Here is a 22212-nt window from a genome sequence, read left to right as displayed (position 1 = left end):
GGCCGGGCGCCAGGCTTGCCGGACCTCGGCGGTGCCGGGCCCTGGCCCGCCGAGGAAGACCGGGCCCTGGGCCCCGCCGTCCTGGCGGGTGATCAGGCCGTGCAGGGCGAGCGCGTCCAGCCAGCGGCTGACCCGGGGGCGCTGGGCGGGGGTGACCATGGCGGTGGCCAGGAGTTCGGCCTCGGGGTGGCCGCGCCCGGGGTCGGTGAGTACGCCGGCCTGCTGGAGGGTGTGCAGCAGGGTGGTGAGTACGGCCCGGTCGAGGTGGGCGCCGAACGCGTGGACCTGCTCGGCGGTGACGCCGATGCCGTGCTTCCAGGCGGCGGCGGAGGCGCTCCCGGCGTCGGCGCGCAGCCGGCGGTCGGCGGCCTCGGCGTTGCTGTCGGGGGCGCGGACGTGGGCGAGGACGGCGCCGAGCGCGTCGACGGCGGCGTACACGTCCTCCTGGCGGGGTTCGGGGCCGACGTGCAGGACCAGGCGCAGCGCGGCGAGGTCGTGGCCGGCGAGGCCGGGCTGCCGGCCGAGCCGCCAGAGCAGTGCGGAGGGCAGGCTGAGGTGGGTGCTACGGCTGGCGGCGACGGCGGCGAGCTGCTGGTCGGGGTGCTGGTCGGGGTCCCCGCAGTGGACGGTGCCGCCGGCCAGCAGGGTGGCGAGGGCGAGGTCGACGGCGAGGTCGGTGACCGGGTGGAGCACGGTGTGGCGGATCGGGGGCGTGCCGAGGACGCCGGCCCAGTAGCGCAGCCGCTGCTCGGCGGCCCGGGTGGCGGAGGGCGGCAGCGTGGCGTGCTCGGCGACGCGCTGGGCGAGGGCCCGGGGCAGGCCGCCCGGCGGGGAGACGCCGAGCAGCAGGCCGATGCCGCTGATCGCGCGCCCGCCGGCGACGACGGCGGGCCGTTCGCCGAGCTCGCGCAGCGCGCTGACCAGGGCAGGGGTCGTGGGCACGGTGATCACTCCGGGGGCTCGGGCAGCGGCCGGGCTCGGGCGGAAACCGGGCTCGGGCAGAAACCGCACCACTGAACCACGCGTTCGAGGTGGGGAGGGGCGTGAGCAAGTCAAAGCTTCGGTAATGATTTTCATATCGGACAGCCAAGCTGTCGGGGCGAGGGCACCGCGAAGTGGCCGGAACTTCACATTCCGGAAGGTTGGTGCGATCCCTTGACAGGTGGTTCGGGTACTGGATCAATGGAGCCCGACGAGCCTGACCGAACGATCGGTAGGTGGCTCCGATCGGGCAGAGCAGCGAAGGAGCGACGATGACCGGCACCGCACCCGTCCCGCGCCGACACCTCGGGGAGCCGATCCCGCCCGAGCTCCTGGACGTCGGTGAGCGGATGGGCCCGGACGAACTGCGTGCCCACCAGCTCACCCGGCTGCGGACCACCCTGCGGCACGCGTACGACAACGTCGAGCTGTACCGCCGCAAGTTCGACGCCGCCGGAGTCGGCCCGGAGGACTGCCGCAGCCTCGCCGACCTCGCCCGTTTTCCATTCACGACCAAGGCCGACCTGCGCGAGGGATACCCCTTCGGCATGTTCGCCGTCCCGATGGAGCGGGTCCGCAGGATCCACGCCTCCAGCGGCACCACCGGACTGCCGACCGTGGTCGGCTACACCGACGACGACCTCTCGATGTGGGCCGACGTGGTCGCCCGCTCGATCCGCGCGGCCGGCGGCCGGCCCGGCCACAAGGTGCACATCGCCTACGGCTACGGGCTGTTCACCGGCGGCCTGGGCGCCCACTACGGCGCCGAGCGGGCCGGCTGCACCGTCATCCCGGCCTCCGGCGGCATGACGGCCCGCCAGGTCCGGCTGATCCTGGACTTCGAGCCCGAGATCATCATGGTCACCCCGTCCTACCTGCTGACCCTGCTGGACGAGTTCGAGAAGCAAGGCGTGGACCCGCGCGGCACCTCGCTCCGGGTGGGCATCTTCGGGGCCGAGCCCTGGACGGAGGAGATGCGGCGCGAGATCGAGGAGCGGCTCGACCTGCACGCCGTCGACATCTACGGCCTCTCCGAGGTGGTCGGCCCCGGCATCGCCCAGGAGTGCGTGGAGACCAAGGACGGGCTGCACATCTGGGAGGACCACTTCTATCCGGAGGTCGTCGACCCGTTCACCGACGAGGTGCTCCCCGACGGCGAGGGCGGCGAACTGGTCTTCACCTCGCTCACCAAGGAGGCGCTGCCGGTCATCCGCTACCGCACCCGCGACCTCAGCCGGCTGCTGCCCGGCACCGCGCGGCCGGCCTTCCGGCGGATGGAGAAGGTCACCGGCCGCAGCGACGACATGATCATCCTGCGCGGGGTGAACGTCTTCCCGACCCAGATCGAGGAGATCCTGCTGCGCACCCCCGGCGTCGCGCCGCACTTCCAGCTGCGGCTCGGCCGGCAGGGGCGGCTGGACCACATGACCGTCCGGGTCGAGGCGAGGCCGGACGCCTCCACCGAGCTGCGGGAGGCGGCGCGGGCGGCGATCGTCGGCGCGGTGAAGGACGGGGTCGGGATCACCGTCGGGGCCGAGGTGGTGGACCCGTACACGCTGGAGCGCTCGGTCGGGAAGATCAAGCGCGTGGTGGACGAGCGGGGTTGAACCCGCCGCGCCGTCATGCCGGGAGTCACGCCGGGAGCCGGGGCGGGCGGTGGGGCGGGCGGGCGTGGACACCCCCGCGCGGGCCCTATGCTGCGGGGCATGCCGAGTGAGCTGCGCACTCTTCAGCCCGTCGAGGACCTCGCCTTCATCCGGCGGGAGACCGAGCTGAAGCCCGTCCCCTTCGTGCCCGAGATCAGCCTGTACATGGCCGAGGACGCCATCGCCCTGTGGGAGACCACCGAGCGGGAACGCGGGCGGGCCGGGCTGCCGCCGCCGTTCTGGGCCTTCGCCTGGGCGGGCGGGGTGGCGGTCGCCCGCTACGTGCTGGACCATCCCGAACTGGTGGCCGGCCGCCGGGTGCTGGACGTCGCGGCCGGCTCCGGGCTGGTCGGGGTGGCCGCCGCGCTGCGCGGGGCGACCGAGGTGCGCGCCGCCGAGATCGACGCCTACGCGGTGGCCGCGATCGGCGTGAACGCCGAGGCGAACGGGGTGCGGGTGGAGGGCGCCCTGGTGGACCTGGTGGACGGCGACGGCGGGCCGGCCGAGGTGGTGCTCGCGGGGGACGTCTTCTACGAACGGGCCATGGCCGCCCGCTTCCTGCCCTTCCTGGAGCGGGCCGTCGCTCGCGGCGCGACCGTCATCGTCGGCGACCCCGGCCGGGCCTACCTGCCCCGGGACAGGTTCACCGCGGTCGCGGCGTACCAGGTGCCGGTGGTCGCGGACCTGGAGGACACCGCGGTCAAGACCACCACGGTGTGGCGGCTCGGCTGACGGCGCATCACATCGGGGGAGGACTGTCCGGGCCGTGGAATTCCCGGCGGAGCGGCGGGGGCGGCTGCTAGACAGGCCCGCATGACCGACCGGATCGCGCTGCGCGCCGCCACCCCCGACGAGATCCCCGCCCTGCTCGCCCTGTGGGCCCGGGCGGCCAGGGGCACCAGTATCACGGACGACGAGGCAGGGGTGGCCGCGCTGCTCGCGCGGGACCCGGAGTGCCTGATCGTCGCCACCCCGGCCGGGGACCCGGCGACCGTCCTCGGCACGGTGATCGCGGGCTGGGATGGCTGGCGCTGTCACCTGTACCGCCTCGCGGTCGACCCCGGGCACCGCCGCCGGGGCATCGGCGCCGCCCTGCTGGCCGCCGCCGAGGAGCGGTTCGCCGCGCTGGGCGGGCGGCGCGCCGACGCCATGGTGCTGGACGACAACGCGCTCGGCCACCGCACCTGGCAGGCGGCCGGCTACCACCCGGAGCCGCGGTGGAGCCGCTGGGTCAAGCCGCTGCCCGCCTGACGGCCGCCACGGCGGCCGCTCCCGTCCCCCGTCGGGACGGGAGCAACCACCGTGGGGGAGCGCGGTGTTCAGCCGCGCAGCCGGGCCAGCCAGGCCTCGACCTCGTCGGAGCGGCGGGGGAGACCGGCGGAGAGGTTCTCGTTGCCGTCCTCGGTGACCAGGATGTCGTCCTCGATCCGCGCCCCGATGCCCCGGTACTCCTCCGGCACCGTCAGGTCGTTCTCCTGGAAGTAGATGCCGGGCTCGACGGTGAGCACCATGCCGGGCTCCAGCGGGCCGTCGACGTGCTCCTCGGTGCGGGAGTGGGCGCAGTCGTGGACGTCGATGCCCAGCATGTGGCCGGTGCCGGCCAGGGTGAAGCGCCGGTGCAGGCCCAGCTCGTACACCTTGTCCGCGCTCAGGTCGCCGAACAGGCCCCAGGCGGTGAGGTGTTCGGCCAGCTCGCGCTGGGCGGCGTGGTGGAAGTCGCGGAACCGCCCGCCGGGCTTCACCGCGGCGATGCCCGCCTCCTGGGCCGCGTACACGGCGTCGTAGACCTTGCGCTGGAGGTCGGTGAAGCGGCCGCTGACCGGCAGGGTGCGGGTGACGTCGGCGGTGTAGAGGTGGTCGGTCTCCACGCCCGCGTCGAGCAGCAGCAGGTCGCCGGGCCTGGCGTGACCGTTGTTGCGCACCCAGTGCAGGGTGGTGGCGTGCGGGCCGGCCGCGGCGATGGTGCTGTAGCCCACGCTGTTGCCCTCGATCCGGGCGCGGACGAAGAAGGTGCCCTCGATCAGCCGCTCGGCGGTCGCGGAGTCGGTGCCCAGCACGCGCACCACGTCCTCGAAGCCGCGGGCGGTGGCGGCGCAGGCGAAGCGCAGCTCCTCGATCTCGAACTCGTCCTTGACCAGGCGCAGTCCGGACAGGAAGACCTCGAACTCCGCGTCCCGCTCGGCGACCGCCCGGTCGGCGAGGGCCGCCTCCACGCCCGCGTCGTGGTGGCGCAGCACGCGGGCCGGGCCGGTGGCGGCGCTCAGGTCGGCGCGGACGGTGCGGACGTCCCGGCAGGGCAGGCCGAACAGCCGCTCGCTCTCGGTCAGGCTGTTGCGGCGGCCGTCCCACAGCTCGCCGTGGTTGTCCAGCCAGAACTCGCCGTTGTCGGTGCGCGAGCGGTCGCGCAGGTAGAGCACGGCCTCGTGGCCGCTCTCCCCGGTCGGGGTGAGCACCAGGACGGCGTCCTCGGACTGGTCGCCGGTCAGGTAGGCGTAGTCGGAGGAGGGGCGGAACGGGTAGTCGGTGTCGTTGGCCCGCACCTTGGGGTTGCCCGCCGGGACCACCAGCAGCTCGCCCGGGAAGGCGGCGGACAGCTCCGCGCGGCGACGGGCGGTGTGCGCGGCCTGCGGGACCGGCTCCAGGGCGGTGCGCTCGGTGTCGGCCCAGCCCTGCGTCATGCTCGCGGCGAGTTCGTCCGTGACGCCGCGGGTCAGGCCGTTCTTCCGGTACTTGATGGTCTCGGCGGGCTCGGTCACTGCGGTCTCCTGGTGAGGGTGGGGGAAGCGCGGTGCTTCGCTACGCTGCCCCGTCCGTCGGTGTGCGTCCCGTACGGTATATCGAACAGTGCCGGGAGAGAAGAGGTTCGAGCGTGAACGATGCCGAGGAATCCGTCCGGGGCGTCCTGGCCGCCAACCTGAAGCGGGTGCGGGCCCAGCGCGGACTGTCGCTGTCCGAGCTGTCCCGTCGGGCCGGGGTCGGCAAGGCGACGCTCTCCCAGCTGGAGTCGGGGGCGGGCAATCCCACCCTGGAGACCGTGCTCGGGCTCTCCCGGGTGCTCGGCGTGCCGATCTCCGACCTGGTCGAGGCCAGGCCGGCCGGCGAGGTCACGGTGGTGCGCGCGGCCGAGGCCGAGGTGCTCAGCGGCCGGGGCGTGGACCTGCGCCCGCTGCGCCGGATCGAGTCCGGGGACGCGGTGTTCGAGCTGTACGACCAGGTGGTGCGCACCGACGGCACCCAGATCTCCGGCGGCCACAGCGGGACCGAGCACACCGTCGTCCAGGCCGGCCGGCTGCGGGTGCGGGCGGGCCGCCAGGAGGTCGAGCTCGGCCCGGGCGACTACATCGGCTTCGACGCCTCGCTGCCGCACAGCTATACCGCCGTGACCGGCGAGCCGGTGCGCTCGGTGCTGGTGCTCCAGTACCGGGCCGAGCAGCACCGCCACCTCGCCGAGACGGCCCGGCCGGCCGCGTGGGGGCTCTGGCACTGAGCGGCCCGGGTGGTTCGCCGCACCGCCGGATCGTTCGCAATACCGAACGGGCGGCGAGTGCGGCAGGACGATCATCATGACGGACCCGCTCACCCGGTGCGGAGCCGGGGCTGCGCCGGTGTGGACCGTGAGCCGGCCACCGCCGCCGCCCCGGCGCTCAGACCCGGAGCGCAGGCCTGAGGACCTCCTCGCACCACTGGCGGAAGCTCGTCGGGCTCGCCGTCCCCGGGGTGCGCTCCACGCCGTCGTCGAGGCCCTCGTCCTTGGCGCGCATCATGTCGACGTAGCCCTCCGCGACGGCCTCCCCGACGCCGCGGCCGGCGAGCGTGCGGCGGAACTCGTCGAGCGACCGGCGCTCGTAGCGGACCGGGCGTCCGAGCACCTCGGACAGGATGCGCGCCATGTCGTTCGCCGAGAGGTCCTCGGGGCCCAGCACCGGGACTTCGCCCGTGCCCGTCCAGGACCGGTCGAGCAGCAGACCCGCCGCCGCCGCGGCGATGTCCCGGGTGGCGGCCAGGGGCGCCCTGCGGTCGGCGGCGCCGGTCTCGGTGAAGACGCCGTCGTCGCGGATCGAGGCCGCCTGCCACAGCAGGTTGTCCATGAAGGACGGGTTCGCGAGCGCCCGGTAGGCCGCGCCGCTGCCCGCGATGAGGTCGTCCATGGCCAGCGAGGCCGTCACGTGCCCGGCCCGGCCGGCGACGGGAGTGCCGCGGCCGAGCGCCGAGACACCGACGACGTGCCCGACCCCGTGGGCCGTGAGGGCCCGCACGGCGGCGCGGGTGAAGCCGCGGTACGCGGCGTCCAGGCTCGGTGCCCGCGGCGGCGCCGGCGGGACCACCCAGAAGACGGCGTCCGCGCCGGCGAAGGCCCGGTCGACGACCTCGGCGTCGCCGTGCGAGCCGGTGACGACGTCGACGCGGGCGCGGACCGCGTCGGGGAGCCTTCCGGGGTCCCGCACGACGACGCGCAGGTCCTCGCCGTGAGCGGGCGCCCGGGTGAGCAGGAGGTCGAGGAGCCGGCCGCCGATCTGGCCGGTGGGAGTGGTGATGACGATCATGTCCCGAGTCTCGGCGCGGGCGGCCGGGGGCGTCCAATACCCTTCCCGGCGATTGATACCGTCACGGCATGGATCTCGATCTGCGCAAGCTCCGTTACTTCGTCGCGGTGGCCGAGCTCCGGCACTTCGGCCGTGCGGCGGAGCAGCTGCACATCACCCAGCCGGTGCTGAGTCGTCAGATCATGGCCATCGAGAAGGAGTTGGACTGCACCCTGCTCGTACGGACCACGCGCCGGGTGGAGTTGACCCCCGCCGGGGAGCAACTCCTCGAGGAGGCGCGGGGGATCCTCGGGGCCGTCGCCGCGGCCGTGCGGCGCGTGCACGACGCCGACCGGGGCACCCGGCGGCTGGCCGTCGCCTTCTCGCCGGGGCTGCACGTGTCGGACGCGATCCGGGCGTTCACGGCGCGCCACCCGGACGTCGGGATCGACGTCGTCCCGGCGCGCTGGTGGGAGCCGGACGCGCCGCTGCGGGACGGCCGGTGCCAGGTGGGGTACCTGCGGCGGCCGTTCGACGACGCGGGGCTGCGGACCGTCCCCATCGGCCGTGAGCCCAGGGTCGCCTGCATGCCGGCGGCGCACCCGCTGGCGCGTCGCGCCGAACTCACCTCCGCGGACCTCGACGGCGAGCGGATGCTCGACACCCCGACCCGGCGGACCTCCTCGCTGGAGGAGAAGCTGGAGCTCATCGCCTCCGGGCACGGCATCGCGCTGGTCCCGCTGAGCGTCGCGCGCGCGTACTCCCGCCCCGACCTCGCCCACCGGCCCGTCACGGACGCCCCCGGGATCGAGACCTGTCTGGTCGCCCGCGCGGACCGGCGGGAGAGGCTGCTGCGCGACTTCCTGGAGATCGCCACCGCGACGCTGCGGCCCGGCTGAGCGCCGCGGGCCCGGGTGCCGGAAGGCCCGGGCGGCGACGGCGGCGCCGTCAACCGGCGGGCGCGGGATCCACCTTCGGGCGCCAACGGTGCGGGAACTCACCGTGAATTGTTCACCGGTCAGAGTGACAGCCCAACCGCTTCCCGGGCTCTGCGGGCATCATGGGCCGCGACCGGGACGTCGCGGGACAGGGGAGTCGACCGATGGGTAGGCCGATGGCTGAGTTCGGCTGCGCGAAGTGCTACGGCGAGGACGAGCAGGCGGTGTGGCGGCGGCAGCAGGTGGGGTTCGAGCACGAGACGGCGGTGGTGGACGGTTCGCGCTTCGCGGTCAACCTGCGGCGCTGCCGGGACTGTTCGCAGCGGTTCGTCTGGATCTTCACCGAGGTCGTCGACTGGATGGGCGGGGACGACGCCCAGTACGTGACGATCATGCCGGTGACCGCCGACGAGGCCACCGGCCTGACCGTCGGCACCCTGCGACCGCGCGGCCTCGGCGCGCTCGGCCGCGACCGCCGCCGCCTGAACCACGACTGGCCGACCGGCGGCCCGGCCCGGCTGCACTGGAACTCCGGGCGCTTCCTGGTCGCGGACGGCCGCTGACGACCGCGGACGACCGCCGAGGACCCGGAGGCCGGCAGGCGGTGTACGACGTCCCGCTGGAGCCTGTTCGGTCGGCTGCGGTGGTGCCGAGTGCGCGCAGCCGCCGACGGCCGAGGCGGTGGACGGACTGCTGCCCGGATCACCGGCGGTCGGCCCGGTGCGGGCCGTCAGAGGTGGCGGAGACCGGGCTCTTCCCCGCTTCGAGGCGGGCACGTCGACTGCGCTTCGAGTCGGTGGCGGCCGGTGAGGCGTTCGACGGCCGCCTTGACCAGTCCGGCGAAGAGCGGGTGCGGGCGGGTGGGGCGGGAGCGCAGTTCCGGGTGGGCCTGGGTGGCGACCAGGTAGGGGTGCACCTCGCGCGGGTACTCGACGTACTCGACCAGGTCGCCCTTGGGCGAGAGACCGGAGAACACCAGGCCGGTCTTCTCCAGGTCCGCGCGGTAGGCGTTGTTGACCTCGTAGCGGTGGCGGTGGCGCTCCTCGACGTACTCCTGGCCGCCGTAGACCTCGCGCACGATGGAGTCCTCCGCGAGCTTGGCCGGGTACAGGCCCAGGCGCATGGTGCCGCCCAGGTCGCCCTTGCCGTCGACGATGGCCAGCTGCTCGGCCATGGTGGAGACGACCGGGTGGGCGGTGGCCGGGTCGAACTCGGTGGAGTTGGCGTCCGGGATGTCGGCCAGGCTGCGCGCGGCCTCGATGACGACGCACTGGAGGCCCAGACACAGGCCCAGCAGCGGGATCCTGTTCTCGCGGGCGTAGGTGATGGCGCCGACCTTGCCGTTGACGCCGCGGTCGCCGAAGCCGCCGGGGATGCAGATGCCGTCGACGTCGCCGAGCCGGGCCTCGGCGCCGGCCGGGGTCTCGCAGTCGTCGGAGGCGACCCACTTGATCCTCACACCGGCCCTGTTGGCGAATCCGCCGGCGCGCAGCGCCTCGGTGACCGACAGGTAGGCGTCGGGCAGGTCGACGTACTTGCCGACCAGCGCCAGGGCGATCTCGTGATCGGGGTTGTGGACGTGGTCCAGCAGGTCGTCCCAGGTGGTCCAGTCGACGTCGCGGAACGGCAGGTCCAGGCGGCGCACCACGTAGGCGTCCAGGCCCTCGCCGTGCAGCACCTTGGGGATGTCGTAGATCGAGCGGGCGTCGGGGCAGGCGACCACGGCGGCCTCGTCCACGTCGCACATCATCGAGATCTTGCGCTTGATCGCCTGCGGGACCTCGCGGTCGGCGCGCAGCACGATCGCGTCGGGCTGGATGCCGATGTTGCGCAGGGCGGCGACGGAGTGCTGGGTGGGCTTGGTCTTCAGCTCGCCCGAGGGGCCGATGTACGGCAGCAGGGAGATGTGCACGACGAAGACGTTGTCCCGGCCGACCTCGTGGCGGACCTGGCGGACGGTCTCCAGGAACGGCAGCGACTCGATGTCGCCGACGGTGCCGCCGACCTCGGTGATGACGACGTCCACCGCGTCCGTCGCCATGCACCGGACGCGGTGCTTGATCTCGTTGGTGATGTGCGGGATGACCTGGACGGTGTCGCCCAGGTACTCGCCGCGGCGCTCCTTGGCGATCACGGTCGAGTACACCTGGCCGGTGGTGACGTTGGCGGTGCCGTCCAGGTCACGGTCGAGGAAGCGCTCGTAGTGGCCGATGTCGAGGTCGGTCTCGGCGCCGTCGTCGGTGACGAACACCTCACCGTGCTGGAACGGGTTCATGGTGCCCGGGTCCACGTTGAGGTACGGGTCGAGCTTCTGCATCGTCACGCGCAGGCCGCGGGCCTTCAGCAGCATGCCCAGGCTGGAGGCGGTGAGCCCCTTGCCGAGCGAGGAGGCGACACCCCCGGTGACGAAGAGGTGCTTGGTCGTCGTGGATTTCGGCGGCATGGCCAAGAGAGGGCTCCCGTGGTCGCGGCTGGCAGGGGGAGGGGGAGGCACGGCTCCTCAGGGCGCGTCGGGCGCCTCGGGCGCGGCGGTTCCGGGTCCGGAGACGCGGGTGAGGATCTCCGTGTCGCAGTCGAGGATGTGCGGTAGCGCACCGATCGTGCCGACGACGAAGCGGTACAGGCTGGTCTCGTCCTCGACGCACACGTCGGCCAGGATGCTGTGACACCCCGTCACCGCTGCGCAGAAGGACACCTCGGGACATCGGGACAGGGCGGTACCGACGACTTCGATGCCCGCCGGATGGACCTTCAGCCGTACCCGTGCCTCCACGGGGAGGCCCAGGAAGGCCGGATCGGCGACGGTGCGCAGCCGCAGCACCCGGCGCTCCAGCAGGGAGGCCACCCGCCGCCCCGCCGTGGCGGTGGAGAAGCCGAGGTCCCTGCCGAGGTCGGTGAGGCTGATGCGGGCGTTCCTCGTCAGGGCATCGGCGACGCGCCGGTCGGTGGGCGTGAGGTCGTGCCGGCGTGCGGGTCCGGGCAGGGGCTGGACCAGGCTTGCCCGCAAGCGCTTCTCCTCCTCCTCGGCCAGGACAGGGGCGTGCCACTCGGCCTCGGTTCGGAACGAGCGCAGTGTGATGTGTGAGCTGAGCACCGTGGCTTCGGGGAGACCGGGCACTTCCTCCAGCGGCAGGGAGGGCAGCCGTGGCCGTCCCTCCACGAGCAGGTGGCACCACAGGCCGGCCCCTCCGCTCACAGCGGCGACGTTAAGCACCCCGGGGAACTTTGCCAATCGTTGAGGGATAGTTTCCAGACAACCCATCGCGGTCCGCAGCCGAAGGTGCACGGAGTGTCCCTGTCCGCTGTACAGGGGGTCGTCGTCGGCCGTGCAGCGGATGGTCCCCGTGCTCAGGAGCCGCTGGATGCGCCGCGCCACCGTGCGCTCGTGGTCCCCGAGGATGCGCCCCAACTCCGCGACTCCGGCCCGGGGGTTGATCTGGAGCGCTGCCACGATGCGCTGGTCAAGGCCGTCACTGACGTCTGAATCGTTCATCACACCGCAATGATGGCAGGATCTTTGTCAGAAAAGCGATGGATGTTGTCGGGATCAATCAGCTGAGGCAGACTCGCAGATCCATCGCCGGAGTGGCGCCTGGGGAGCTTGTCGCATCCGACCCGAGGCTCCGGCCGGGTCGCCACAGCGCCTGCTGTACCACCGCGGCCGGTACGCACCGATCGCCGACGCCCGCGACGCCGGTGCGCCGGGCCCGCCCGCGCGGCCCGCCGCACCGCACACCACCGTGCCCGATGCCGGGCACACCCACCCCGAACGAACGAGGAGAGACACCGTCATGGAAACGAAGCCCGGCACGCGCGCCGAAGCGACGCCCGCGCGACAGTCCGGCCTGCTCACGGGGCTCGACGTCTTCGTCGGCGGACCGATCCAGCACGCCATCCTGGAGAACGGTTTCGTCGGCCACCTGCAGGACGCGATCACCACGGCGATCGACGCCGTCCGGGACAACGGAGCGAATGTCTTCTCGGCACACCTCGTGGAGAAGTTCGGGGCCGAGACAGCGTCGTTCACCCCGGAGCAGGTCTCCGTGCGCGACTTCCGCTGGATGAAGAAGTGCGACGTCTTCGTGCCCGTCCTGCCGGTACTGGAGGACGGCACCCTGCGACGCACGGACGGCACCCACGTCGAACTCGGCTGGGCCACGGCCCTGGGGCGTCCCATCGTCCTGATCACCAAGCAGCCCTTCGCCGACTCCGCGAGCCACCTCCTGAAGGGCCTGCACCGGGTCGGCTTCGTCCAGACCATCGACTTCGACGAGTTCACCGAGAAGCCGGCGCTGCTCGTCGACGCCGTGCTCGCCGCCACGGAGCGCCAGCGCGAGGCCATCGGCGCGAGCCTCGTCGCCTGACCGGCACCCGCCGGCACACCCCCACCTGCCCACCGACGGACGGAGACATCGAGTGCCCGACGCGTCGATCCTAGGCCTGCCGCTGGCCAACCCCGTGATCGTCGGATCCGGACTGCTGACGGACCAGGAGCGCAACATCCGCCGACTCGTCGAGCGGGGCGCCGGAGCCGTCGTCACCAAGACCATCCACCCCAACCCGCCGCAAGGCCTCGACGAGCGGATCATCCGGCTGCCCGTCGGGCTGCTGAACAGCACCACCTACTCCAAGCGGCCGGTCAACCACTGGCTGGGCGTGCTGCGTTCGTTCGCCGAGGACCGGCTGCCCGTCATCGCCTCCCTGCACGCCGACACTCCGGCCGAACTCGCCGCCCTGGCCAGGGACGTCGAGGCGACCGGCTGCCGGGCCCTGGAACTCGGCATCTCCTGCCTCAACGAGGAGGAGGGGCTGGAGGACGACAACCCCGACCGGGTCTACGCCTACACCTCCGAGACCCGGGGCAGGACGGCGCTGCCGATCTCCGTCAAGCTGGCCGTCGGCGAGGGGCTCCAGGGCCGGGTGCAGGCCGCCATCGAGGGCGGAGCCGATGCCGTCACCCTCAGCGACACCATCGGCGGCGCGGCCGTGTCCCCCGCGACCGGGGGGCTCGAACTGAACGGCGTCTTCGGCTACTCAGGCCCCGGCCTCAAACCGCTCGTCCTCGCCGCCCTCTGGCAACTGCGCAGGAGAGGCGTCGAGTTGCCCGTCATGGGCTGCGGAGGCGTGAGCAGCGGCCGCGACGTGGCCGACTACCTCAGCGTCGGAGCGGACGTGGTCCAGGTCTACTCGGCGCTGCACACCGACATGTACGAGACGCTCGAACGCATCGTGGCGGAGACCCGGGACCTCACCGGCTCCTCCGCCGGCGCCCCGCTCCTGCCGGAAGCGCCCCGGGAGGCACCTCAGGGCGCACCTCAGGAGGCGCCTCAGGAGACGCCTCAGGAGGTGGCGATATGACCGCCCGGCCCTCCGGTCCCCGGCTGCTCACCGACCTGACCAGCGCCCAGGTCGCCGACACCCTGCGCGGACGCACCGTCGTGTGGCCCATCGGGGCGATCGAGCAGCACGGGCCGCACCTGCCGCTGTCCGTCGACCTGATCCTCGCGGAGGCGTTCGCCACCGGGATCGCGAAGGAACTCGACGCGTTCACCCTGCCCGCGCAGGCCGTCGGCGCGCGGTCCCTGCCGCAGAGCGGCGGCGGGCTCCACTTCCCCGGCACGGTCTACGTGGCCGGCGACACCCTCGTCCGCTTCCTGCGCGAGACGCTCACCGCGCTGTCGGCGCTGCCCATGGCCCGGCTGATCGTGGTCAACGGGCACTACGAGAACGAACCGTTCCTCTTCGAGGCGCTGGACCAGGTGCGCGAGCAGGGCCTGTTGGACAGCACGGAGGTCTTCGCGTTCAGCTGGTGGAGCCTGGTCCGGGATACCTGGACCGACGCGGAAGTCCCCCGGTTCCCCGGCTGGCACGCCGAGCACGCGGGAGTCACCGAGACGAGCCTCATGCTCCACCTGCGACCCGACCTCGTCACCGACGAGCGCCCCGACCACGACGATCCGCCCCGAGCGGGTGTCTACCTGCACCCCGTCGACGTCGGACGGACCACCAACCGCGGAGTCCTGTCCTCGACCTCCGGCGCCGACGCGGGCCTCGGGGAGAAGCTGCTGCGCCACGTCGTGGACGAGGCGACGGCCATGGTGCGCGACGGCGACGGGCTGCTCCTCGCCCGGACCCGCCCGGACCGCCGCCGGCTGGATCCGCAGCGCCGACCCGCCGCACATCCCGAAGGGAAGCAGCCGTGACCCGGAAGTTCCACCTCGCCTGTATCTTCAACTTCACCCCGGACGACTGGCAGGGCCCCTTCGGCACCGGAGGCTCACCCTGGGACGGCAGGTTCCACACGGAGGTGGCCCAGGCGCTCGAACGGGCCTGCTTCGACTACGTGATCATCGAGGACAAGCTGATGGTCCCGGAGAGCTACGGCGGTTCCGCCGAGCGGGCACTGCGGCAGGGCATGGTCGTCCCGAAGCACGACCCGGTCCCGCTGGCCGTCGCGATGGGCCTCGCCACGTCCCACCTGGGAATCGTCGCGACCCTGTCGACCCTGGCGTACCCGCCGTTCATGACCGCGCGCCTCTCCTCGACGATGGACAGCATGCTCGGCGGGCGCTTCGGCTGGAACATCGTCACCAGCGCCGAGGACCTGGCCGCGCGGAACTTCGGACTGGAGAAGCTGCCGTCACGGGACGTCCGCTACGCCATGGCCGACGAGTACGTCGACGTCGTCCGGCAGCTCTTCGCCTCCTGGGACGAGGACGCCGTCGTACTCGACCGGGAGAAGGGGATCTACGCCGACCACACCAAGGTCCGGCCGATCCACTTCAAGGGCGAACACTTCAGCGTGCGGGGTCCGTTGAACACCGTGCCCTCCCCGCAGCACCGGCCCGCGTTCGTGCAGGCCGGGGCCTCGCCCCGGGGCCGGGTCTTCGCCGCGCGCAACGCCGACTCGGTCATCGCCATCGCCAACGGGGTGGAGGGGATGAAGGAGTTCCGGGACGACGTGCGCAAACACGCCGAAGCGGCCGGCCGTGACCCCGACGAGGTCAAGGTCCTGTTCTGCGTGACGCCCACGCTCGGCGAGACGGAGCAGGACGCGCGGGCCAAGTACGAGCGGATGATCTCGTCGCCCCAGTTCATCCACGACGTCCTCGCCGAGACCTCCGCACTCACGGAGATCGACTTCGCCCGGTTCGACCTCGACGAGCCCCTGCCGTACCGGCTGAAGACCAATGGCGAGCAGGGTTCACTGGACCAGCTCCAGCAGTGGGGCAGCGGCAAGACGCTGCGGGAACTGGTGCTGGACGCCGCCGGCGGGCTGGTCTCCTCGGTGGAACTCATCGGCACGCCCGACCAGGTGGCGCAGCGGATGGGGGAGGTCATGGAGGAGGTCGGAGGGGACGGCTTCATGCTGACGACGCCGGTACTGCGGCTGAACCGCCACTGGGTCGCCGATGTCACCGACGGACTCGTGCCCGCGCTCCAGCGCCGCGGGCTGACCCGGAGCACGTACACCCCCGGCCACACCCTGCGGCAGAACCTCGCGGAGTTCTGAGCAGCCCCGCCGCACCCGGTGAGAGACGTCCGGCCCCGGCAGCCGCCCACCGTGCCACGGTCAGGCGGACCCGCCGGGGCCGGACGGCACCGCACCGCGCACCGTGTCGCGGTACCAGCGGCCCCACGTGTCCAGCTGCTCCGTGATGGAGTCCAGGGTGTGGCCGGCGTCGGTGAGCGCGTACTCGACCCGCGGGGGCACCTCCCGGTACACCGTCCGTTCCACCAGCCCGTCCGCCTCCAACTCCCGGAGCTGGCGGGTCAGCATGCGCTGGGTGACACCCGGCAGGGCGCGCCGCAGTTCGCCGAACCGGTGGGTTCCCGAGACCAGTTGCTTGAGAATGGCCAGCTTCCACCGGCCGCCGAGGAGCTCCATGGCGAACTCGACCGCGCAGTTGTCCGAGGATTCTTCGACGTTGGAACGCACCTGACCTCCATTGGTATACAGCGTGGCACTAGGGGACACGAAAGACCGTACTTGCGGCCCGCGTCGGTACTTCCGGAAGCTGAGACTATGACAGACAGCAAGGCCCCCGCCGCGGCCGGACGAGCCGCAGGGAAAGAGCGTGCGGGGCATTCGACGGACTCAGGGCAGCCGGGCGGGCCGGCCCTTCCCGCGCGGCAGCGGTGGCTGGTGCTGGCCGTGGTGTCGGGGAGCCTCTTCCTGTGCGGCATCGACCTCACCGTCCTGCACGTCGCGGTGCCGAGCCTGAGCCGGGACCTCGAACCGAGCCCGGCCCAGCTGCTGTGGATCGTCGACGTCTACTCGCTGACACTGGCCGCCCTCCTGGTGACCTGCGGCACCCTCGGCGATCGCATCGGCCGGCGCCGGATGGTGCTCAGCGGCTTCCTCGCCTTCGGCCTCGCCTCCGCGGCGGCCGCCTTCGCGACCTCGACCGCACAACTCATCGCCGCGCGGGCCGCACTGGGCGTCGGCGCGGCGATGATCATGGCGTCCACGGTGGCGATCATCCGGGTCGTCTTCACGGACGACCGCGAACGCGCCATGGCGCTCGGCATCTGGACCTCCGCGCACAGTGTCGGGGCCACGATCGGTCCACTGGCCGGTGGTCTGGTCACCGAGAGGTGGGGCTGGGGAGCGGTGTTCCTCATCAACGTCCCCGTCATCGTCGTCATCCTGGCCGTCGGCGTCCGGGTCATCCCCGAGTCACGCAACCCCGAACCCCGCCGCTGGGACGTGACCAGCGTCGCGCTGTCCGTCACCGGCCTGGCCGCCGTGGTCTACGCGCTCAAGCAGGCCGGCGAGCACGCGGGGGTGAGCGCCGTCATCGTCCTCCTGGCCCTCGCCGGCGGCGTCCTGCTCTACGTCTTCGTGCGACGCCAACGGCGCATCCGGGAGCCGTTGCTGGACTTCACCCTCTTCCGTGAACGCCGCTTCAGCACGGCCACGCTGTGTGTCATCGGCTGCTTCGGCAGCTATGTCGCCATGCTGTTCTTCCTCACCCAGTGGTTCCAGCAGGTGGGCGGGTACTCGCCGGTGCGTGCCGGGCTGGCGCTGATGCCGCTGGCCGGCGCCAACGCCCTCGGCGCGGTCACGGCCCCCTGGGCGGCGAACCGGTGGGGCAACCGCTGGGCCCTCACCGGAGCACTCTCCCTCTTCGCCCTCGCGTGCGCCGCCATCGCGGCCGTCGGCGACGCGGGGCACTACGGTGTACTCCTCGTCCCGCTGCTCGCCGCCGGGTACGGCGCCGGCATCGTCATGACCCTGGGCGCCGACTCCATCATGGGCGCCGCGAAACCCGAGCGGTCCGGAGAGGCGGCCGCCATCCAGGAGACGTCCTTCGAACTCGGCGCCGGGCTCGGCGTCGCCGTCCTCGGGGCCGTCCTGACCGCCGTGTACCGTACGGGCCTGCCCGACGTGCCGGGCCTCTCCGCGGAGCAGCAGGCCAGAGCCGGGGAGTCGTTCGCCGCGGCGGAGGACGTCGTGACGCACCTGCCGTCCCTGAGCGCCGACGCGGTGCTGCGGTCGGCACGGCAGGCCTACGACCGGGGCTTCACCGCGGTGGCGGTGATCGCGGCGATCGGCCTGGCGGGCACCGCACTCATGGCCGCGGCCCTGCTGCGCCCCCGCCCGGCCGCGAAGCAGGCCGGCGAGGGCTGACCGCTGCCGGAGGAGCACGGCCGGTGGACGTGCGTCGATGCTCGCAGGGCAGGAGTTCAAGCGCCTGGGAGAGTGCGGACACGGCGATGTGGGCTTCGAGGTGACTCGAAGCCCACACCGAAACTCCTTCTGCTCAGGTGCCGTTGAGGGCGTAGCTGCGGAAGGTGGCCAGCAGCGGCAGCACCTCGGTCTTGCTGGGATCCTCGGTGACGGCCCGCATCGCGTCGATCACCGTGTGGGCGATGATCTTCGTCACCGAGAGGTCCTCCGAGGGGGCGAGGGTGCCCCAGGCCTTCAGGGTCTGGGTGAGCAGGGCGCTCATCCGGGCGCCGATGTTGGAGCTGACCGCGTCGGAGATCTCGGCGAGCTCCTCGTCGCTCATGGTGGTGCGCAGCCCGAAGGCCAGCGCCATCAGGGTGTCCATCGCGTGTTCGCCGTACGCGGCGACCAGTGCCGGCAGCGGCCGTTCACCGGGGCTGCCCGCCGCCAGTGCGGAGAGTGCCTCGTCGTCGTCCTTCCATGCCGCCTCCAGGGCGGCCAAGGCCCGCAGGGCCTCGTCTGCGGTGAGCCCGTCTGTCATGGAAGGAACGGTATTGAGCCGTCCCGGCTTCCGACAGGGCCGGAAGCCGGGATCACCCCTTCGAGCGAAGCGGGGCCGAATCGGCCCGGCGGGGGCCGCGAACTGCCTCCGTCCCGGTTGCCGCCCGGCCGCTGCCCCGCTGCCGCCCGGCCGTGGTGCCTGCAAGGGGTCCGCGAGGTCGGCCGACTCCTCGGCGTGGTCCGCCCGTTCGGGGTTCTTCCGGTGGCTGCCCGGCGCCGGAAGAACCCCTGCGGACGTTCGCGGAGGGCGTCTACCAGACCTTGCGGATCTCGAACAGGTCGGCCTTGAAGAGGGTCTGGACGACGTGGGACTGGGGCGTCTCACCGTCCACCGTGAGGAAGCGGTTGCTGTGTTTGGCCATGATCGAGCTCAGATTGGTGCCCGGGACATTCCGGACGAAGAAGATCTCGCTCGCCGAGTAGTTGCACGGCTCGTCGAGCAGCCAGTTCCCGTCGTCGCTCAGGCCCCGGTCGACGCCGAGGCACCAGTGGCGTGCATGGTCCATCATCTTGTAGTACTTGCCGTCGGTGCGGGTCGGGTTGTTCTCGCCGCACAGCGTCCACTGCTGGCTGGCGCCGTTCTCCCACGTCCCCTGGATGATCGAGCCGTTGTCCCACGAGTCCTGGGACCAGCCGAGTACCTGACCACCCCACGGGGAGGTGATGCTGTACCCGCCGGGCTCGCAGGTGAAGCCGTCCATCGGGTTCGCCGCGTGCGCGGCCGGTGCCGCGACGGTCAGCAGCGAGGCGACGAAGGCGACGCTGCCGAGCACGGCTCCGATTCGGCGGGTGGAGCGATTACTGGACTTCGCCATGTTCTTCCCTTCTGGGTCGGACGCGGTCGCGGTTCAGTGCTTGCAGAGTTCGAGGCGGGCCGCCTCTCGGACGGTGCCCGCGGGCTCGGGGTACGAGCAGAGCACCACGCCCTCGCTCGGTGCCCCGTACGTCGTGTAGTAGCCGGTGCCGCTCGGGCTGGCGTTGATCCAGTACCCGGTGCCCTTCCCCGAGCGGGCGCACAGGTAGCGGGCCCACTCGCCGTCGACGCGCAGGAATCCGCGGAAGATCCCGTAGTTCCCCGGCGCGTTGATGTTCACCGTCCGGGACGTGTCCGTGGTCCGGGTGTTGGCCCGGCTGGTCTCGACCTGGAACCCGGTCTTGGTGCTGACCTGCTGCAGGGTGGAGCTGTAACTGAGGTTGAAATCGGCACTGTTGTTGATCTTGGTGGTGATCGCCGTGACCTGGGTGAGCCGCTGCTGCTGTTGCCCCGTCGTTCCGGGGACGACGTTGAAGGACGTGAACTCGGTGACCACCGGGGTGACGGTGGCCGTCACGATGTCGTCCCAGATCTGCTCGATCTCGGGGTTGCAGGTGGCGCGCGGCGGCGGGTCGGCCTGCGCGGGGGCCGCGCTGAGGGCCAGCCCGGCGATGGCGAGGAGGGCGGCGAACCCCGCGGTGGAGACGGTCCGCCGGCGCTTCGGAAGTGGTGTCATGAGGAGGTTCCTCCGGTAGGGGGAATGGTCCTTGCTCGACTACCGGAAGCCTCGCACGCGTCCCGAGACGCTTTCCATCCTAGGAATCTAGGGGGAACCTGCGCACGCGAAGCTCCCCGCCCCGGAGCCCGGGGCGGGGAGGGGCGGGGAGGTGGCGGAACTATGCCGGCCGGTGGACCTGCGCGAAGTACTCGGCGTTCCAGGTGCCGCCGAGCGCGGGGGCCAGCGCGGTGGCGGCGAGGTCGGCGAAGTCCTCGGCGCCGCCGGCCCGTTCGGGCAGCGCGCCGAGCAGTGGTGCGCCGGCGGAGCGCGGCAGGTCCGCGAGGTTGCAGCGCTCGGCGAGGCCGGGGTCGGCGGGCCAGGAGCCGACCACGACGCCCGTGAGCGGCAGTTCGCGGGCCGCCAGGGCCTCCGCGGTGAGGGACACGATGTTGAGCGTGCCGAGCCCGGCGGAGGCGACCAGCAGCACCTCGGCCGGCAGCCCGGCGTCCAGTACGGCGCGCACCTGGTCGGCGAGCGTGCGGCCCTCGTCGTCGTAGCGGACCAGCAGCCCGCCCGCGCCCTCCACGAGTACCAGGTCGTGCGTCGAAGCCAGCTCGGCGACGGCCCCGGCCACCTCGGCGGGGGAGAGGTACGCCATGCCGGCCCGCCGGGCGGCCGTGTCGGGAGCCAGCGGCTCCGGGTAGCGCACCAGCTCACGGAACGTCAGATCGCCTGCCAGCCGCCGGACTTCGGCGGCGTCGCCGGGCTCGCCCGGGGCGACGCCGGTCTGCCCCGGCTTGAGTACGGCGACCTTCCGGCCGGCCCGCAGCGCCGCCGCGGCGACGGCGGCGGTGGCGACCGTCTTGCCGACGTCCGTGTTCGTCCCCGTCACGAACAGGATGCGCGCGCTCATCCGGCCACCGCCGCGGCGGTCACGGCGGCAGCGATCCGTGCCACGTCCTCGTCCTCCGTCACGTAGGGGGGCATGGTGTAGATCAGGTCCCGGAACGGCCGCAGCCAGACGCCCGCGCGGGCGGCCGCCTCGGTCGCCGCGGGGACGTTCACCGGGTGGTCCAACTGCACGACGCCGATGGCCCCCCGGACCCGTACGTCGTGCACGCCGGGGAGGTCCGCGGCCGCCGCGAGGCCCTCGGCCAGCCCGGTCTCGACGCGCTTGACCTCCGTCGACCAGTCCTGCCCGAGCAGCAGCTCCAGCGAGGCGTTGGCCGCCGCGCAGGCCAGCGGGTTGCCCATGAACGTCGGCCCGTGCGCGAGCACCGGCACCTCGCCGCGGCTGATCCCGTCCGCGACCTCGCTCGTGCACAGCGCGGCGGCCAGCGTCAGGTAGCCGCCGGTCAGCGCCTTGCCCAGGCACATCACGTCCGGTGACACGCCCGCGTGGTCGGCGGCGAACAGCGCGCCGCTGCGCCCGAATCCGGTGGCGATCTCGTCGAAGACGAGCAACACCCCGTAACGGTCGCACAGTTCGCGCAGCATCCGCAGGTAGGCGGGCGAGTGGAAGCGCATCCCGCCCGCGCCCTGGACCACCGGCTCGACGATGACGGCGGCCAGCTCGTCGGCGTGCCGGGCCATCAACTCCTCGAACCGCGCGGCGTATTCGGGATCGAGCGGCGCGTCGAACCCGGCCGGCGGCTCCGGCGCGAAGAGCTGCCCGGGCAGCACCCCGCCCCACAGGTGGTGCATCCCGCCGTCCGGGTCGCACACCGACATCGGGTGGAAGGTGTCCCCGTGGTAGCCGCCGCGCCAGGTGAGCAGCCGGCGCTTGGCCGGCCGCCCGACGGACTGCCAGTACTGGAGGCACATCTTCATCGCGACCTCGACGGCCACCGAGCCCGAGTCGGCGAGGAAGACGTGTTGCAGCGGCTCCGGGGTGATCTCCACCAGCGTCGCGGCCAGCCGGACGGCGGGCTCGTGGGTGAGCCCGCCGAACATCACGTGGCTCATCCGCCCCAGCTGGTCGCGCACGGCCTCGTCCAGCACCGGGTGCCGGTAGCCGTGGATCGCCGCCCACCAGGACGACATCCCGTCGACCAGCTCGCGCTGCCCGCCGGCGACGGGCTCGGCCAGGCGCAGCCGCACCCCCGAGGCGGACTCGACCACGTACGGGGTGACGGTGCCGGGCATCGGCCCGTACGGGTGCCACACGTGGGCGCGGTCGAGGGCGAGCAGGGCGGCCGCGGACGGCTGGGACATGGTGGGTGACTCTCCAGAACGGTGGAACGGTCAGGCGTTGGGGGCGAGTTGGGTGCCGGCGCCGCGGCGGCGGACCTTGACGAGGTCGCCGCGGAGCTCGTCGTCCGGGCCCTCCGGGGCGTCGGCCTCCGGCGCGGCGTGCGCGTGGCCGCCGCACGGCCCGCAGCCGCCGCCGCTGCCGCAGGCCGATGCCGATGCCGGGGC

Annotated in this window: 21 protein-coding genes and 2 pseudogenes; 11 read left to right on the top strand and 12 right to left on the bottom strand. The window is 72.7% G+C overall.

All coding sequences use genetic code 11. The features are described 5' to 3' along the window. Positions 1-942: pseudogene (locus tag BU198_RS43465) on the bottom strand (hypothetical protein); the annotation flags it as partial. A 311-nt stretch (positions 943-1253) separates the two neighbouring features. Here BU198_RS43465 and paaK point away from each other — a divergent pair. The 3 genes from paaK (at position 1254) to BU198_RS26935 (ending at position 3878) form a co-directional block, all read left to right on the top strand. Beyond that, positions 1254-2588: a phenylacetate--CoA ligase PaaK gene (paaK, locus tag BU198_RS26945; RefSeq protein WP_188299474.1), complete on the top strand. Its 1335-nt coding sequence runs from the start codon at positions 1254-1256 to the stop codon at positions 2586-2588. Between the two features lie 99 nt (positions 2589-2687). After that, a complete protein-coding gene (locus BU198_RS26940; RefSeq protein ID WP_188299473.1) occupies positions 2688-3359 on the top strand; it encodes a class I SAM-dependent methyltransferase in 672 nt (223 codons plus the stop codon). A gap of 81 nt (positions 3360-3440) precedes the next feature. Then, positions 3441-3878 carry a GNAT family N-acetyltransferase gene (locus BU198_RS26935; protein WP_188299472.1) on the top strand — a complete coding sequence of 146 codons (438 nt, stop codon included), beginning with the start codon at positions 3441-3443 and terminating at the stop codon, positions 3876-3878. 68 nt (positions 3879-3946) lie between these two features. Here the strand turns inward: BU198_RS26935 and BU198_RS26930 are convergent, their stop codons facing one another. Continuing rightward, complete coding sequence (locus BU198_RS26930) at positions 3947-5383, bottom strand: aminopeptidase P family protein (protein WP_317620336.1); 1437 nt, start codon at positions 5381-5383, stop codon at positions 3947-3949. Positions 5384-5496: 113 nt separating this feature from the next. Between BU198_RS26930 and BU198_RS26925 the strand changes: the two genes are divergently transcribed. Next, a complete protein-coding gene (locus BU198_RS26925) occupies positions 5497-6114 on the top strand; it encodes a helix-turn-helix domain-containing protein (protein ID WP_188299471.1) in 618 nt (205 codons plus the stop codon). Positions 6115-6271: 157 nt separating this feature from the next. Here BU198_RS26925 and BU198_RS26920 read toward each other — a convergent pair whose 3' ends face one another. Beyond that, positions 6272-7171: an NAD(P)H-binding protein gene (locus tag BU198_RS26920; RefSeq protein WP_188299470.1), complete on the bottom strand. Its 900-nt coding sequence runs from the start codon at positions 7169-7171 to the stop codon at positions 6272-6274. 68 nt (positions 7172-7239) lie between these two features. On the opposite strand from BU198_RS26920, the gene BU198_RS26915 reads away from it, so the two are divergent. Together BU198_RS26915 and BU198_RS26910 are read left to right on the top strand one after the other, a co-directional pair. Further along, positions 7240-8049, top strand: coding sequence for a LysR family transcriptional regulator (locus BU198_RS26915; RefSeq protein WP_188299469.1), 810 nt, complete (start codon positions 7240-7242; stop codon positions 8047-8049). A gap of 215 nt (positions 8050-8264) precedes the next feature. Beyond that, entirely contained in the window at positions 8265-8651 is a 387-nt protein-coding gene (locus BU198_RS26910; RefSeq protein WP_188299468.1) for a hypothetical protein, read from the top strand. A gap of 167 nt (positions 8652-8818) precedes the next feature. Here the strand turns inward: BU198_RS26910 and BU198_RS26905 are convergent, their stop codons facing one another. Both BU198_RS26905 and BU198_RS26900 read right to left on the bottom strand, forming a co-directional pair. Next, positions 8819-10531: a CTP synthase gene (locus tag BU198_RS26905; RefSeq protein WP_223244981.1), complete on the bottom strand. Its 1713-nt coding sequence runs from the start codon at positions 10529-10531 to the stop codon at positions 8819-8821. A 57-nt stretch (positions 10532-10588) separates the two neighbouring features. Then, positions 10589-11581: an Lrp/AsnC family transcriptional regulator gene (locus tag BU198_RS26900; protein WP_188299467.1), complete on the bottom strand. Its 993-nt coding sequence runs from the start codon at positions 11579-11581 to the stop codon at positions 10589-10591. 298 nt (positions 11582-11879) lie between these two features. On the opposite strand from BU198_RS26900, the gene BU198_RS26895 reads away from it, so the two are divergent. The 4 genes from BU198_RS26895 to BU198_RS26880 are packed head-to-tail and all read left to right on the top strand — an operon-like array spanning position 11880 to position 15601. Next, positions 11880-12452, top strand: coding sequence for a nucleoside 2-deoxyribosyltransferase (locus tag BU198_RS26895; RefSeq protein WP_188299466.1), 573 nt, complete (start codon positions 11880-11882; stop codon positions 12450-12452). A gap of 52 nt (positions 12453-12504) precedes the next feature. Beyond that, entirely contained in the window at positions 12505-13446 is a 942-nt protein-coding gene (locus tag BU198_RS26890) for a dihydroorotate dehydrogenase (protein WP_188299465.1), read from the top strand. After that, a complete protein-coding gene (locus BU198_RS26885) occupies positions 13443-14291 on the top strand; it encodes a creatininase family protein (protein ID WP_188299464.1) in 849 nt (282 codons plus the stop codon). Before BU198_RS26890 ends, BU198_RS26885 begins: the two co-directional genes overlap by 4 nt. Further along, positions 14288-15601, top strand: a complete 1314-nt coding sequence (locus BU198_RS26880; protein WP_188299463.1) for an NtaA/DmoA family FMN-dependent monooxygenase — start codon at positions 14288-14290, stop codon at positions 15599-15601. Before BU198_RS26885 ends, BU198_RS26880 begins: the two co-directional genes overlap by 4 nt. Before the next feature lie 60 nt (positions 15602-15661). Here the strand turns inward: BU198_RS26880 and BU198_RS26875 are convergent, their stop codons facing one another. Beyond that, positions 15662-16027 (bottom strand): winged helix-turn-helix transcriptional regulator, encoded by a 366-nt coding sequence (locus BU198_RS26875; protein WP_188299462.1) that lies wholly within the window; start codon positions 16025-16027, stop codon positions 15662-15664. Between the two features lie 207 nt (positions 16028-16234). Here BU198_RS26875 and BU198_RS26870 point away from each other — a divergent pair, with 207 nt between their 5' ends. Beyond that, the gene (locus BU198_RS26870; RefSeq protein WP_317620335.1) at positions 16235-17722 is read left to right on the top strand and encodes an MFS transporter; all 1488 of its coding nucleotides are present in this window, start codon (positions 16235-16237) and stop codon (positions 17720-17722) included. A 133-nt stretch (positions 17723-17855) separates the two neighbouring features. On the opposite strand, the gene BU198_RS26865 is transcribed toward BU198_RS26870, so the two are convergent. From BU198_RS26865 to BU198_RS26840, 6 genes and pseudogenes are all read right to left on the bottom strand, one after another. Next, positions 17856-18302 carry a hypothetical protein gene (locus BU198_RS26865; RefSeq protein ID WP_188299460.1) on the bottom strand — a complete coding sequence of 149 codons (447 nt, stop codon included), beginning with the start codon at positions 18300-18302 and terminating at the stop codon, positions 17856-17858. 271 nt (positions 18303-18573) lie between these two features. Then, the gene (locus BU198_RS26860) at positions 18574-19137 is read right to left on the bottom strand and encodes an RICIN domain-containing protein (RefSeq protein ID WP_188299459.1); all 564 of its coding nucleotides are present in this window, start codon (positions 19135-19137) and stop codon (positions 18574-18576) included. A 33-nt stretch (positions 19138-19170) separates the two neighbouring features. Next, entirely contained in the window at positions 19171-19812 is a 642-nt protein-coding gene (locus BU198_RS26855) for a hypothetical protein (RefSeq protein ID WP_188299458.1), read from the bottom strand. Between the two features lie 160 nt (positions 19813-19972). Continuing rightward, on the bottom strand, positions 19973-20707 hold the full coding sequence (bioD, locus tag BU198_RS26850) for a dethiobiotin synthase (protein WP_188299457.1): 735 nt from the start codon (positions 20705-20707) through the stop codon (positions 19973-19975). Continuing rightward, on the bottom strand, positions 20704-22008 hold the full coding sequence (locus BU198_RS26845; RefSeq protein WP_188299456.1) for an adenosylmethionine--8-amino-7-oxononanoate transaminase: 1305 nt from the start codon (positions 22006-22008) through the stop codon (positions 20704-20706). The genes bioD and BU198_RS26845 overlap by 4 nt, the downstream gene beginning before the upstream one ends. 30 nt (positions 22009-22038) lie before the next feature. Continuing rightward, positions 22039-22212, bottom strand: a pseudogene (locus tag BU198_RS26840) (biotin synthase BioB); the annotation flags it as partial.

Source organism: Streptomyces sp. CBMA156 (genome assembly GCF_014596515.1).
GTDB lineage: Bacteria > Actinomycetota > Actinomycetes > Streptomycetales > Streptomycetaceae > Kitasatospora.
This window is presented reverse-complemented; position numbering and strand designations above follow the sequence as displayed.

What these genes read in the sequence shown, in the direction of transcription:
- BU198_RS26920 (WP_188299470.1), bottom strand. Translation starts at nt 7,171, where the DNA reads ATGATCGTCATCACCACTCCCACCGGCCAGATCGGCGGCCGGCTCCTC.
- BU198_RS26860 (WP_188299459.1), bottom strand. Translation starts at nt 19,137, where the DNA reads ATGGCGAAGTCCAGTAATCGCTCCACCCGCCGAATCGGAGCCGTGCTC.
- paaK (WP_188299474.1), top strand. Translation starts at nt 1,254, where the DNA reads ATGACCGGCACCGCACCCGTCCCGCGCCGACACCTCGGGGAGCCGATC.
- bioD (WP_188299457.1), bottom strand. Translation starts at nt 20,707, where the DNA reads ATGAGCGCGCGCATCCTGTTCGTGACGGGGACGAACACGGACGTCGGC.
- BU198_RS26895 (WP_188299466.1), top strand. Translation starts at nt 11,880, where the DNA reads ATGGAAACGAAGCCCGGCACGCGCGCCGAAGCGACGCCCGCGCGACAG.
- BU198_RS26855 (WP_188299458.1), bottom strand. Translation starts at nt 19,812, where the DNA reads ATGACACCACTTCCGAAGCGCCGGCGGACCGTCTCCACCGCGGGGTTC.
- BU198_RS26905 (WP_223244981.1), bottom strand. Translation starts at nt 10,531, where the DNA reads ATGCCGCCGAAATCCACGACGACCAAGCACCTCTTCGTCACCGGGGGT.
- BU198_RS26910 (WP_188299468.1), top strand. Translation starts at nt 8,265, where the DNA reads ATGGCTGAGTTCGGCTGCGCGAAGTGCTACGGCGAGGACGAGCAGGCG.
- BU198_RS26885 (WP_188299464.1), top strand. Translation starts at nt 13,443, where the DNA reads ATGACCGCCCGGCCCTCCGGTCCCCGGCTGCTCACCGACCTGACCAGC.
- BU198_RS26940 (WP_188299473.1), top strand. Translation starts at nt 2,688, where the DNA reads ATGCCGAGTGAGCTGCGCACTCTTCAGCCCGTCGAGGACCTCGCCTTC.
- BU198_RS26865 (WP_188299460.1), bottom strand. Translation starts at nt 18,302, where the DNA reads ATGACAGACGGGCTCACCGCAGACGAGGCCCTGCGGGCCTTGGCCGCC.
- BU198_RS26915 (WP_188299469.1), top strand. Translation starts at nt 7,240, where the DNA reads ATGGATCTCGATCTGCGCAAGCTCCGTTACTTCGTCGCGGTGGCCGAG.
- BU198_RS26935 (WP_188299472.1), top strand. Translation starts at nt 3,441, where the DNA reads ATGACCGACCGGATCGCGCTGCGCGCCGCCACCCCCGACGAGATCCCC.
- BU198_RS26845 (WP_188299456.1), bottom strand. Translation starts at nt 22,008, where the DNA reads ATGTCCCAGCCGTCCGCGGCCGCCCTGCTCGCCCTCGACCGCGCCCAC.
- BU198_RS26900 (WP_188299467.1), bottom strand. Translation starts at nt 11,581, where the DNA reads ATGAACGATTCAGACGTCAGTGACGGCCTTGACCAGCGCATCGTGGCA.